The 12273-nt window shown below is 70.7% G+C and carries 11 protein-coding genes; 9 read left to right on the forward strand and 2 right to left on the reverse strand.

Features of this window, described 5'->3' with window-relative positions:
- The first annotated feature begins 377 nt into the window (after window positions 1–377).
- The 4 genes from BM424_RS23305 to BM424_RS23320 are packed head-to-tail and all read left to right on the forward strand — an operon-like array spanning window position 378 to window position 4022.
- Window positions 378–2645: a sensor histidine kinase gene (locus BM424_RS23305; RefSeq protein WP_093421875.1), complete on the forward strand. Its 2268-nt coding sequence runs from the start codon at window positions 378–380 to the stop codon at window positions 2643–2645.
- A gap of 5 nt (window positions 2646–2650) precedes the next feature.
- Window positions 2651–3070: a roadblock/LC7 domain-containing protein gene (locus BM424_RS23310; protein WP_093421877.1), complete on the forward strand. Its 420-nt coding sequence runs from the start codon at window positions 2651–2653 to the stop codon at window positions 3068–3070.
- Window positions 3071–3073: 3 nt separating this feature from the next.
- Window positions 3074–3445: a DUF742 domain-containing protein gene (locus BM424_RS23315; protein ID WP_093421880.1), complete on the forward strand. Its 372-nt coding sequence runs from the start codon at window positions 3074–3076 to the stop codon at window positions 3443–3445.
- Window positions 3429–4022: a GTP-binding protein gene (locus BM424_RS23320; protein ID WP_245776066.1), complete on the forward strand. Its 594-nt coding sequence runs from the start codon at window positions 3429–3431 to the stop codon at window positions 4020–4022. The genes BM424_RS23315 and BM424_RS23320 overlap by 17 nt, the downstream gene beginning before the upstream one ends.
- Here BM424_RS23320 and BM424_RS23325 read toward each other — a convergent pair.
- On the reverse strand, window positions 3976–5421 hold the full coding sequence (locus BM424_RS23325; RefSeq protein WP_093421885.1) for a flavin-containing monooxygenase: 1446 nt from the start codon (window positions 5419–5421) through the stop codon (window positions 3976–3978). The genes BM424_RS23320 and BM424_RS23325 overlap by 47 nt on opposite strands.
- 163 nt (window positions 5422–5584) lie before the next feature.
- On the opposite strand from BM424_RS23325, the gene BM424_RS23330 reads away from it, so the two are divergent.
- The 3 genes from BM424_RS23330 (at window position 5585) to BM424_RS23340 (ending at window position 8548) form a co-directional block, all read left to right on the forward strand.
- Complete coding sequence (locus BM424_RS23330; protein ID WP_245776068.1) at window positions 5585–6679, forward strand: tryptophan dimethylallyltransferase family protein; 1095 nt, start codon at window positions 5585–5587, stop codon at window positions 6677–6679.
- An 85-nt stretch (window positions 6680–6764) separates the two neighbouring features.
- Window positions 6765–8057: an aspartate aminotransferase family protein gene (locus BM424_RS23335; RefSeq protein WP_093421890.1), complete on the forward strand. Its 1293-nt coding sequence runs from the start codon at window positions 6765–6767 to the stop codon at window positions 8055–8057.
- 71 nt (window positions 8058–8128) lie between these two features.
- Window positions 8129–8548, forward strand: coding sequence for a LapA family protein (locus BM424_RS23340; RefSeq protein WP_093421893.1), 420 nt, complete (start codon window positions 8129–8131; stop codon window positions 8546–8548).
- Here the strand turns inward: BM424_RS23340 and BM424_RS23345 are convergent.
- A complete protein-coding gene (locus BM424_RS23345; RefSeq protein ID WP_093421895.1) occupies window positions 8545–9384 on the reverse strand; it encodes an NAD-dependent epimerase/dehydratase family protein in 840 nt (279 codons plus the stop codon). The genes BM424_RS23340 and BM424_RS23345 overlap by 4 nt on opposite strands.
- Before the next feature lie 204 nt (window positions 9385–9588).
- Between BM424_RS23345 and BM424_RS23350 the strand changes: the two genes are divergently transcribed.
- Both BM424_RS23350 and BM424_RS23355 read left to right on the forward strand, forming a co-directional pair.
- Entirely contained in the window at window positions 9589–11082 is a 1494-nt protein-coding gene (locus BM424_RS23350; RefSeq protein ID WP_093421898.1) for a sodium:solute symporter family protein, read from the forward strand.
- Window positions 11079–12209: a hypothetical protein gene (locus BM424_RS23355; protein WP_093421901.1), complete on the forward strand. Its 1131-nt coding sequence runs from the start codon at window positions 11079–11081 to the stop codon at window positions 12207–12209. Before BM424_RS23350 ends, BM424_RS23355 begins: the two co-directional genes overlap by 4 nt.
- Window positions 12210–12273: the final 64 nt, after the last annotated feature.

A 12273-nucleotide genomic window follows, 5' to 3' on the forward strand; every position in this document is an offset into this window, starting at 1 on the left:
ATCAGCCCGGGCCGCGGCAATATCGGGCGAAAATGACAACAGGACAAGCCCGGGTGAATCCATTACCGACTTTCGTCGGTCCTGAACATCGAATCGCAAGGGGAACGTAACCGAAATCGAGTACCGCCGTTCATTTCCGATCCTCGTTCGCGCGGTGCGGGAGATCAGTGATCAACGCCGGAAAGCGTGCTGGTACTGTCCCCGCCAAGCGCGGATGATCATCGAACCGGCGGTGCTCGCACGCCCGCTCATATCGGTGCGGAGTTCCCGAAGTCGTGGACTTCCGGCGGAGCCCGCACTCCGCATGAATTCGCGCGAAGGCTGCCGGGGGGCCGGGGCCTGTCTCATCTGAGGACAACCGAAGGAGTGCGGTCGAGGTGCGGTTAACCGGGATCAGAACGCGCGAGCCGGACAGGACGAGCCTCCGGCGCAGGATCAGGAACATTCTGATCACCATCGTCGCGCTGTTCTTCGTCGTGGTCCTCGCCGGTTTCGCGCCCTCATTCGTCGACGGGCTCATCGTCCGCTACGTCGCCGTCACCGTGCAGGACACCTCGATCCCCGCCGTGCGCACCTTCACCGCGGTGCAGGCCGAACGTCAGCTCGTGGCAAGGGCTTTCGACGGCGAGACGCGCACCGACGGGCTCGGCCAGCGCTACGCCGGCACCGACCGCGCCGTCAGCGAGCTCTCCGAGAGGCTCGAGGACCTCAGCGCCAACCCGGCGGTCCCGGACGACATGAAGGCCAAGATCGACCGGGTGAGCACCCTGCTCGATCAGCTCCCGCACCTGCGCCCGTCGACGCCGATCGACCCGGCGCGCAAGGTCGAGACGCTGCGCGACTACAACGAGATCCTCGACGCCGGTGCCGACCTGTTCGACGGCCAGGCCCGCTCCGTCGACGACGCCGAGGCCGGGCAGGCCGGCATCACCGCCACCGAGATCTTCCGCGCCGGCGACCAGATGGCGCAGACCACGATCCTCGGCACCCGGGGCGTGCAAGGCCGCATGTCGCCGCAGGAGCAGGTCGACTTCGCCGTGCTCGTCGGCTCCTACCAGGACGAGCTCGGCGAGCAGGCGCCGCACGCCTCCCCGGCGGTCCAGCAGCGCTACGAGGAGCTCACCCGCTCCGACAGCTGGCGGCAGCTGCGCGCCGCCGAGCAGCAGCTGATCTCCGGCGGCCAGGTCCAGGGCATGACCACCGAGCAGTGGCACCGGATCAGCGACCAGGTCACCGCCGACGTCACCGACCTCGCCGTCGAGCAGGCCCGCTACGGCGCCGATCTCGGCCTCACCAACGGCACCAACGCGCTGCTGCGCACCGCCCTGTTCGCCGGGCTGGTGCTGCTGGCGACCGCCGGTGCCGCGCTGCTCATGTGGTGGTTCGCCGGACGTCACCTGGTGGCCCTGGTGCCGCAGCGACTGGTCGAACTCCGCGACGCCGTCCGCAAGATCGCCGACGAGGACGTGCCGGAGCTGTTCCGCAAGGTCGAGCGCGGCGAGGACGTCGACGTCTCCGCGCCGCTGCGCTCGCTGGACTTCGGCAAGGACGAGATCGGCGAGGTCGCCGACGCGTTCGCCGGCGCCTACCAGGTCGCCGTGCAGGAGCGCATCAAGCAGAAGCAGACCTCGGACGCGTTCACCCGCGTCGTGGTCGGCATGGCCGCCCGCGTCCAGCAGATCGTGCAGAGCGCCATGCAGATCGTCGACACCGAGGAGCGCGAGGCGGGCGAGGCCGCACCCCGCTACCGGGCGCTGCTGGTGCTCGACAGCCTCCTGCTGCGCGCCCGCCGCCTGGCCGAGAACCTGCGGCTGCTGTCGGGAAACCGGCTCGCCCGCTACCACAAGGGCCCGACGCCGATGGAGGTCATCCTCGAATCGGCGCGAGCCGAGATCGAGCACTACGGCCGCATCCACACCCGCCACCCGGGTGCCGTGGCCGTCGACGGCCAGGCCGCTCCGTACCTGATCCGGGTGCTCGCGGAGCTGATGGACAACGCCGCCAACTACAGCTCCCCGCAGGGCAAGGCTCGCGTGTGGACCGAGGAGCGCAGCGGCAACCTCGTCGTCGTCATCGAGGACCGAGGCCTCGGCATGCCGGCCGAGAAGCTCGGCGAGGCCAACGAGATCCTGGGCACCGACACCGATTTCGCCCTCGGCAGCGTGCAGCGGCACATGCAGCTCGGCCTGCCGGTCGTCTCCCGTATCACGCAGCAGTGGCACATCCAGGTCACGCTGACCGCCGGGGAGCACGGCGGCATCCGCGCCGAGGTCGCCATTCCCGGAGACCTGCTGCGCGAGCCCGAGTTCGAGCGCTCCGCGCCGTCGGTGAGCTCCACCAGCCGCGGCACGCTCGGCAGCGCCACCGCGCTGCTGGCCGAGCCGGTCGAGACCCGCACCCGCCCGCAACCGCCCAAGCCGCGCGCCGAACCCGTCGAGGAGGCGCCGCTGGAGACCTCGCAGGTGGGCCTGCCGGTGCGCCGCCGCGGCGCCTCGGCCGTCGGCCGCGCGCTCGACGAGGAGAAGAAGGCCCAGGCCGAATCCTCCGGCGAGGACACCGGAACGCGGCGCAGCGCGGGCGGTGGCGGAGCGATGGGATTCGTCTCCGGACGTCAGAACCACGGTAGCGACCAAGGTGAGGGGTGAACACAATGAGCGATAGCCGGGACGACTTGAGCTGGGTGCTGACCGACTTCGCGCAGCGCGTCGTGGACGTGGACTGCGTCGTGTTGTGGTCGTCGGACGGCTTCCCCAGGGCCGCGTCCGAAGGGGTGTCGGCGGAGCAGGCCGAGGACCTCGCCGCGATGTCGGCGTCGGCCTTCAGCTCGTCGAAGCGGGTGAGCGCGATCGGTGGGGGAGGTGACCTGAGCAAGACGGTCATCGAGGGCGCGAACCGGTTCGTCATCCTCGCGCTGGCGGCCGAGCGCACCGGGATCACCGTGTGCGTGGACACCGCCGCCGACCCGCTGATCGTCAACGTCGAGCTGGACCGGCTGCTGGCCCAGGTCGGCGAGCACCTGGTCACCGAGGGTCGCGGTGGCGCGGGCTCGCTGACGGGGACGAGGCCGTAACCGATGCCTGAGCAGAACGTCCACGCAGAGGACCCGGGAGCGGGCGTCCGGCCCTTCGTGGTCGCCGGTGCCCCGGAGAAGTCCGACCTGGACCTGGACCTGGCGACCCAGGTGGTCGCCCGCGCCGGGGGCGAGGCGCACCGCGACTTGTCCATGAGCGACAGCGCCGCGCTGGAGCTGGCGAAGAACCCGGTCGCCATAGCGGAGGTCGCGGGAAGCCTCGGGACGCCGGTGCTGACGGCCCGCGCGCTGGTGGGTGCCCTGCTGCGCCGCGGGATTCTCACCCTCGACGGCGAAAGCACCCCGGAAGAAACCGTTTCCGATGCAACACTGGAATACCTACAGGGGGTTCTGGACAGTGTTAAACAGCTTTGAGCGGCCGCCGGTCAAGCTCGTCATCGCCGGCGGATACGGGTGCGGCAAGACGACCCTGATCAAGAGCGTGGCCGACCCGGACCGCTACGTGCGGCTCACCGACGAGCCGATCACCGACGCCAGCGCCTCGGTGGACGCGCTCACCGGTGTCCCGGAGAAGACGACCACGACGGTCAGCATCGACTTCGGCCGGATCAACCTGAGCAACGGGACCCCGCTGTTCCTGTTCGGCATGCCCGGCCAGTCGCGGTTCTGGTCGGTGTGGGACGACCACACCCACGGCGCGTTCGGCGCCGTGGTCGTGGCCGACACCCGCAGGCTCGACGACTGCTTCTCCAGCCTGGACTTCTACGAGGACCGGAAGATCCCCTACGTGGTCGCGGTCAACGAGTTCGACGGCACCCAGCGCTACCGGCCCGAGGACGTCGCCACGGCGCTGCAGATCGACACCGCGAAGGTCCCGGTGATGAACTTCGACGCGCGCCAGCGCTCCGACGTCAAGGACGTCCTGGCGCGGCTGCTGGAGCACGTCATGACCCAGCTGGCTGCTCAGCAGACGGTCGGCGCAGGTCAGTGACCCGGTGACGGCCGGAGGCCGCCGGAACGTCCGCGCGATCGCGGCCCCGGCGGTGCTCCTGCTTGAGCCCGCGCACGTAGGTGGGGACGTCCACGTTGAGGGCGTCCTCCCGGCGCTCGGTGCCGTAGCGCCGGGCGATGCGCTCCAGGTGGGCCTGCGACTCGGCGAGCATCTCCTGCTCGCCGGGCAGCGCGGCCTCGCCCGCGATGAGGTCGCCGATCCACTCCGCCTGCAGCTCGGCGAGCTTGGTCAGCGCGCCCACCGGGCGCAGGAACCCGGCGAGGTAGAGGCCGCGGTGCCGCGGCGGCACGACCCGGTGGAACAGCTCCAGCCGCCCCTCGGAGTCGAAGGCGACGTCGGCAGGCAGCGGCAGTGACATGTCGTAGCCGGTGCAGTAGATGACGGCGTCGACCTCCTCCTCGCTGCCGTCACCGAACGTCACGCCCTGCGGCGTGAGCCGGTCGATCCCCGGGCGCACGGTGATCTCGCCGTGCGAGAGGCGGCTCAGCAGCTCGTCGGAGATGGTGATCGGGGCGTCCATCACGCGGTGGTCGGGCTCCGGCAGCCCGTAGTCGGCGATCCGGCCCCGGGTGAGGTGCAGCAGGATCTCGATGAGCCTGCGCTGCGCCTTGAACGGCAGGAACGACCACCAGCGGCTCGCCGCGATCTCGTCGATCGGCAGCCCCATCAGCGTTTTCGGCACCACGTGCGCGCCCCGGCGCACCGACAGCACGGTGCGGGCGGCCACCCGGGACAGCTCCACGGCGATGTCGCAGGCCGAGTTGCCGAACCCGACGACCGCGACCGACTTGCCCCGGAACTCCTCCGGATCGGTGTACTGCGCGGAATGCAGCTGCCTGCCCCGGAATTCGGCCGAACCGGTGATCTCCGGGTTCGGCATGCGTGGCACCGAGTGATAACCCGAGGCCAGCACCACCTCGCGGAAGTGCCTGGTGCGCACCGCTCCTCGCGGGTCGCGGCTGGTGACGAACCAGCCGCCCGCCGGGTTGGTTTCCACCCGGCGGACGTCGGTGCCGAACTCGATGTGCTCGGTCAGCCCGTGCTCGTCGGCGAATCGCCGCAGGTAGCCGGCGACCTGGTCGTGCCGCGGGTAGCGCGGGAAGTCCTCGGGCACCGGGAAGCCGGTGAACCCGGTGACCTTGCTGGAGGTGTTGAGGTGCAGCGACCGGTAGGCGGGATGAGAATCGGGGGAATCGGTCGAATCGAAGTTCCAGACCCCGCCGACCGCGGAGTCGCGTTCCAGGCAGACGAAATCCATTCCGCGCCGGGTCAGCGAACGCATCGCGGCGAGTCCGGATATTCCCGAACCGATCACGCACACATCACGGTGATCCGCCTGATGAGAAGGTTTTTCCCCGCGATCGTCCACAGTGCCCATTGGATCCCCTCCGCGCGCAGCCTATTCCCAATTCGAGTTCTGGATGAGATCGTGTAGAAGTTCCTGACAGGCGCCATGCCCGAGATCAAGAGTAACCGCGATGCGGAAGGTCGGGGTAGTGCCTACTTCGCGAGAGGTCCCGTCATCACCTCAACGGTGGGGAGTGTTCCCCGCGTACGACGTGTCATTCGTACAGTTCCTGACCAGCCAGTACCGAACCGTTGCCCGGCATCTGGGGTTCCCGCGATCCGATGTGGAGACCCTCATCACAGAACTCAGTGTGGCGTTGCAGCCGTGGGGCGATCACCCGATCGGCTCTTGTCCGGAGGTTCCCTCTTTTGTTTCGGCGGACGGCTTTCCGGCCGAGATGTCGCTCAGCTGGCGAGAACACCGGCCGGAACTCCGGGTGCTGTTCGAATCGCTGGGAGACGATCCCACTCCGGCTGGTTGCCAACGTGCGGGACGCGCTCTCACCGAGCGGTTGGCCGGGGTTCCCGGAGTGGATCTGCATCGCTATCGCCTCGTGGAAGACCTCTTCCTCAGCGATGATCCGAGGCTGAACCGTCCCACCATCTGGCATTCGCTCGCATGGCGACCGGGCGAGTCCACGCGGTACAAGGCCTACTTCAATCCGCAGGTCGACAGCACGGATCCGGCCGACGTCCTCGACCGGACCACCGAAGCGATGCAGCGACTGGGACTGGGGAGTTCCTGGAGCTCCGTGCGAATGTGGATGCCGGAGATGATCGACCGGGGAAATGAAATCGAATTCGCCGCTCTCGATTTGTCGAATTCGACGGATGCGCGGGTGAAGGTGTACTTCCGCATCAACGGTCGTTCCCTGGAGGACCTCGACGCGGTGGCCTCCCTGGCGAGCGGTCACGACTCGGAACGGGCCGCCCGCGTGTGGCGGTCGCTCTATCACGGTCAGGACAAGGCCGAAGGGGAGGAACCGATGGTGTGCCTGGCTTTCCGGTCCGGTTCGCCGCAGCCCGACGAGGCCAACCTGTACCTGCGATTACCCGGCAACGCCGAATCCGATGAGGACGCCGCGGCCCGCACCGCCGAGCTCATGCGCGCCGAAGGCCTGGACCCGGCGTCCTACCTGGACATGATCGAGGCGCTCGCGCCCCGGCCCCCGTCGACGATGACCGGGCTGCAAGACCTGCTGGCCTACCGGACCAAGGCCCCGGACCGGCCCGCCGACATCGGCATGTACCTCCGGTTCTCGGTCTACGACCGGCCGGTGGAACCCTGACGGAACCGTCCGGAACGGGGTGGTGGCGAGACCGCCGCCGCCCCGGTTCCTCCCGCAGTTCCGGTTCCTCCCGTAGCTTCGGGGCATGGACGACCTCGCCACACGTGACCTGATCCGCTACTCCGGCCGCGGCGGCTTCAGCCCCGGCGTCATCGAGCGCGCCGAGGGAGCCTCGGTGTTCACCGAGGACGGGCGCGAGCTGCTGGACTTCACCTCCGGGCAGATGAGCGCGATCCTCGGGCACTCGCACCCCGAGATCGTCGCGACCGTCCGCGAGCAGACCGCGCGGCTCGACCACCTCTACAGCGGGATGCTCAGCCGCCCGGTCGTCGACCTCGCCCGCCGCCTCACCGCGACCCTGCCGGACCCGCTGGACAAGGCGATGTTCCTGACCACCGGCGCGGAGTCCAACGAGGCCGCGCTGCGGATGGCCAAGCTCGTCACCGGCAAGCACGAGATCGTCTCCTTCGCCCGCTCCTGGCACGGCATGACCCAGGCCGCGGCCAACGCCACCTACAGCGCCGGCCGGCACGGCTACGGACCGACCGCACCCGGCAACTTCGCGCTGCCGGTGCCCGACGCCTTCCACCCGGACCTGCTCGACGCCGACGGCGAGCTGGACTGGCGCCGCCAGCTGGACCTGGGCTTCGACCTGATCGACGCGCAGTCGGTGGGCAGCCTCGCGGCCTGCATCGTCGAGCCGATCCTGAGCTCCGGCGGGGTCATCGACCTGCCGCCCGGCTACCTGGCGGCGCTGCGCGACAAGTGCCACGAGCGCGGCATGCTGCTGATCCTCGACGAGGCCCAGACCGGCCTGTGCCGCACCGGCGACTGGTACGCCTTCGAGCGCGACGGCGTCGTCCCGGACATCCTCACGCTGTCCAAGACCCTGGGCGCCGGGCTGCCGCTGGCCGCCGTGATCACCAGCGCCGAGATCGAGCAGCGGGCCCACGACCGGGGATTCCTGTTCTTCACCACCCACGTCAACGACCCGCTGCCGGCCGCCGTCGGCAACACCGTCCTGGACGTGCTCACCCGCGACCGCCTCGACGCGCGCGCCCGCGAGCTGGGCGAACGCCTCAGCGGCGGGCTCACCGAGCTGGCCGGCGCGCACCCGGTCATCGGCGACGTGCGCGGCCGCGGGCTGCTGGTCGGCCTGGAGCTGACCGCCGGACCGGACGGGGGAGACGCCGACGCGGTCGGGGCGGCGGTGACCCGCCGCTGCGCCGAGCTCGGGCTGCACATGAACATCGTCCAGCTGCCCGGCCTGGGCGGCACCTTCCGCATCGCGCCCCCGCTGACCGCCACCGAGGCCGAGATCGACCGGGGCCTGGCCGTCCTCGACGAGGCGCTGGGCGACGTGGTGAGCGCGAGCTGAGAGATATCGAACAGGTGACAGGGCGGTGTGTGGGGTGGGGTGCGCCCCCGCGCGCGGTTGATGATGTCGGTATGTCTGAGAACGGGTCGAAGGACGTGGGAGCAGGGGCGGAGTCCGAGTCGGGCGCGCTGGAGCCGACGCCGAAGGACACCACCGGCACCCCGGACGTCACCTCGAAGGACGACACCGGGGCGGTCGAGAAGTCCGAGCCGACCTCCGGCAAGCACGAACTGGCCTCGTCGCAGAGCCGCACCGGGCTGCTGTGGACGGCGCTGGCCGTGGCCGGTGTCGTGCTGGTCTTCCTGCTCATCTTCGTCGCGCAGAACTTCGTGTCGGTGACCGTGCACTTCCTGGGCCTGGAGTTCAGCCTCCCGCTGGGCCTGGCCCTGCTGTTCGCCGCGATCATCGGCGGCGTCCTGGTCTGGCTGGCGGGCACGGCCCGCATGATCCAGATGCGCCGGGCCGCCAAGAAGGCGCGCAAGCAGGCCTAGTTCGGCTCGCCCAGCGGCGTCGTGGTGAACGGGCCGCCGAGCAGTGGGTGGTCGCTGTCCGGGGTGACCTCGGCGGCGAAGATCTCGGAGTCGTCCCGGGAGACGTAGCCGAGCTCGGCGGCCTCGGTCAGCGGGACCGGGCGCCGGGTGTTGTCCGAGACGCCCCACAGCACCCGGTAGCCCGGTGACGGGTGGTTCAAGCAGGCCTCGAAGAGCCGCGCCGCGTCGTCGGGGGAGAGCCACAGGCCGAGTCCGCGCTCGTCGTGCACCTTCTCGAAGCACGAGCCGATGCGGACGCAGAGCACGTCCATGCCGAACCGCGAGTGGTAGAGGCTGCCCAGCGCCTCCATCGCGGCCTTGCTCACGCCGTAGTAGGTGTCCGGGCGCGGCGAGGAGTCGGCGGCCGGGGCTTCGGCGGCCGGCCGGAAGCCCACGACGTGGTTGCTGGACGCGAGGATCACCCGCGGCACCCCGGCCAGGCGGGCGGCCTCCAGGACGGTGCGGGTGCCGTCGATGTTGACCGACAGCGTCTCGGCCCAGCCGGTCTCGCGGCTGTGCCCGCCCAGGTGCAGCACCGCGTCGACGTCCCGGCAGGCCCGCAGCATCGCGTCGGGATCGGTGACGCTGCCTTCGACGACCTCGACGTCCTCGTCCGGCGCGGCCGGTTCGGGCGGCACGACGTCGAGCAGCCGCAGGGTCCGGCCCGCGCGGCGCAGTCGGGGCCGCATCAGGGTGCCGATGCCGCCCGCGGCCCCGGTGATCAGGATGCGTTCCGGCACGGTGTTTTCCTTTCCCGTCAAGGCATTCCGGGCTGGTTGACACGTGATCGACGTCATAATAGCGTCCGGCTCCGGAACTTTGCGCAACAAATTGTTCAAGGCCGCGCGGCATTCCCCGCGGTCCGTCCGGCCCGATCGGCGAGCGCTTCGCCGAGGCCGGGCGACGCACCACGCATCCGGCGCACGCGCCCGGGTCGACGACGATCCCGCAGCGAGCTCAACAGCAGCGGAGTTAGCCATCGGATGTGAAGGGGTGGGCCGGTGCACGCGCTGGACTGGGTCATGGTCATCGGGTACTTCGGGCTGATGGTCGCCATCGGGTGGTGGTCGCACCGGAGGGTCAAGACCGACAAGGACTTCTTCATCGCGGGCGGCCGGATGCCCTGGTGGCTGGCCGGGATCTCGCACCACATGTCCGGCTACAGCGCCGTGCTGTTCGTGGCCTACGCCGGGGTCGCCTACAGCCAGGGCGTCACCGTCTACTTCTGGGGATTCGCCTCCATCGGCATCGGCGTGGCCATCGGCGCGTGGCTGTTCGCCGCGCGCTGGAACCAGCTGCGCGCCAGGTTCGGCGTGGCCTCGCCGCTGGAGTTCCTGGCCCGCCGCTTCAACATCCCCACCCAGCAGGCAATGGCCTGGAGCGGCGCGTCGCTGAAGGTCTTCGACGTGGCCTCCAAGTGGTTCGCGGTGTCGATCCTGCTGGAGTCCTTCGCGGGGGTGCCGATCCTGGTGGGCATCCTGGTCACCGGCGGCGTGACGCTGCTGTACTGCATGGCGGGCGGGCTGTGGGCCGACGCGCTCACCGACTTCGGGCAGTTCGTGATCCAGGGGCTGGCCGGGATCGTGATGATCTGGGCGGTGCTGTCCTCGCTCGGCGGCATCTCCGGCCTGTGGACGATGTGGGACCGGTTGCCCGCCGGGCACCTCTCGCCGGTCACCGAGGACTACACGACCGTCTTCCTGCTGGTCTACGTGCTGGTCAAGACCCTGGAGTACAACGGCGGCATGTGGAACCTGGCGCAGCGCTACATGGCCTCGCCGGACAACCACGCCGCGCGCCGGGGCGCGCTGCTGTCCTCGGCGCTGTACCTGATCTGGCCGCTGGTGCTGATGTTCCCGATGTTCGCCGCCCCGCTGTTCGTGCCGGGCCTGGAGGACCCGACGACCTCCTACGCGGCGATGACCGAGAAGCTGCTGCCCGCGGGCATGGTGGGGCTGGTGCTGGCGGGCATGTTCTCGCACACGATGGCCATGGTCGCCTCCGACGCCAACGCCATCTCGGCGGTGATCACCCGCGACATGCTGCCGGTGCTGTGGCGCAAGGCCCGCGAGTTCGGCGAGGTGCAGCGGCTGCGCGCCGGCCGGATCGCGACGTTCTCGTTCATCGCGCTGAGCATGCTGGTGGCCACCCAGGCGGAGAGCCTCGGCGGGGTGCTGTCGATCGTGGTCTCGTGGGTCGCCGCGCTGATGGGGCCGATCTCGGTGCCGCTGCTGCTGGGCATGCTGCCGTGGTTCCGGCGCTGCGGTTCGCGGGCCGCGCTGGTGTCGTGGGCGGGCGGCCTGCTCACCTACGCGGTGCTCTACTACGGCGTCGACGCCAACGAGACCGCGACCGTGGCCACGCCGATCATGGTGTCGCTGGTGCTGTTCGTGGGCCTGGGGCTGGTGGCCTCGGAGCGCACCCCGGAGATCGACGACATGCTCGACGAGCTGGACCGCTCCTCGAAGCGGACCAGCCCGACGGTGGCCGGATGAGCGTCACCGGCTACGCCTACCCGTGGGACGTCCGCGCCGGTTTCACCGACCGGGTCGCGGCGGCCGGGGTGGACGAGGTCGCGGTGGCGGTGGCCTACCACAGCGCCCGCGCGGCCACGCCCTTCGACGAGACCCGCAGCGCGGTGCTCGCCCGCCACGCCGCGCTCTACCGGCCGGTGGGCACCGGCTGGGGCAGGCTGCGCCCGGCCGAGCCGGACTGGGTGGGCCCGGACGCCGCGGGGGAGGCGATCGCCGCGCTGTCGGCCGCGGGTGTTCCGGCGGCGGCGTGGCTGGTGCTGACCCACAACTCCCTGCTGGGCGGGCGCTTCCCGGACGTGGCGGTGCGCAACTGCTTCGGCGAGGTCTACCCGTGGGCGCTGTGCCCGGCCCGCGCGGAGGTCCGCGACTACGCCGCCCGGCTCACCGCGCACGCCCTCGACGGTCTCGACGTGCGCTCGGTGGTGCTGGAGGCGTGCGGCCAGCTCGGCGCGGTGCACCAGCACCAGCACGAGAAGACCGACGCGGTGTGGTCCCCGGCGGCGGCCCGGCTGCTGTCGGTGTGCTGCTGCCCGGCCTGCGCGGACGGCTGGACCGGGCTCGACCCGGAGGCGGTCCGGGAGCTGCTGCGCGCGGAGGTCCGCCGGATCGTGGTCACCGGCGACCTGATCGGCACCGCCGACGACCTGCCCGCGGACCTGCGCGCCGCGCTGCTGGCGGGACGCCGGGAGTCCACCGACCGGCTGCGCCGCGCGGTGCTGGCGGAGGTGGGCACCGGACGCCGGGTGCTGCTGCACGGCAGCGCCGACGAGTGGGCGACCGGCGCGCTCCCCGGCCTGACGCCGAGCGCGGCGGCCGAGGTCGACGGCGTGGTGGTGCCGTGCTGGAACCCCACCGGCCCGCAGGAGGTCAGCGCCGCCGCGGCGGCCGGGGTCGAGCGGATCGGCGCCTACGTGACCGCCGTCGGACCCCGCGAGACCGATCTGGCCGAGCACGCGCGGCGGGTGACCGAGGCCGGAGCGAGCGAGCTGCACCTGTACCACCTCGGGCTCGCGGGCCCGGCTCGGTCGCCCTCGTTGCGCGCGGCCGCCGAGACCCACCGGCGCGCGTCCGGCGCCATTCCGGGGTGATGCGGAGGAAATGCGGGGCCGAATGCGGACAACTGCGCGGAAATGCGGCCATTCGAGTGATCTC

Source organism: Saccharopolyspora flava (assembly GCF_900116135.1).
Classification (GTDB): domain Bacteria; phylum Actinomycetota; class Actinomycetes; order Mycobacteriales; family Pseudonocardiaceae; genus Saccharopolyspora; species Saccharopolyspora flava.

Coding starts and splice junctions, on each gene's coding strand:
- BM424_RS23310 (WP_093421877.1), top strand. CDS start 2,651: ATGAGCGATAGCCGGGACGACTTGAGCTGGGTGCTGACCGACTTCGCG.
- BM424_RS23315 (WP_093421880.1), top strand. CDS start 3,074: ATGCCTGAGCAGAACGTCCACGCAGAGGACCCGGGAGCGGGCGTCCGG.
- BM424_RS23325 (WP_093421885.1), bottom strand. CDS start 5,421: ATGGGCACTGTGGACGATCGCGGGGAAAAACCTTCTCATCAGGCGGAT.
- BM424_RS23335 (WP_093421890.1), top strand. CDS start 6,765: ATGGACGACCTCGCCACACGTGACCTGATCCGCTACTCCGGCCGCGGC.
- BM424_RS23340 (WP_093421893.1), top strand. CDS start 8,129: ATGTCTGAGAACGGGTCGAAGGACGTGGGAGCAGGGGCGGAGTCCGAG.
- BM424_RS23345 (WP_093421895.1), bottom strand. CDS start 9,384: ATGACGTCGATCACGTGTCAACCAGCCCGGAATGCCTTGACGGGAAAG.
- BM424_RS23355 (WP_093421901.1), top strand. CDS start 11,079: ATGAGCGTCACCGGCTACGCCTACCCGTGGGACGTCCGCGCCGGTTTC.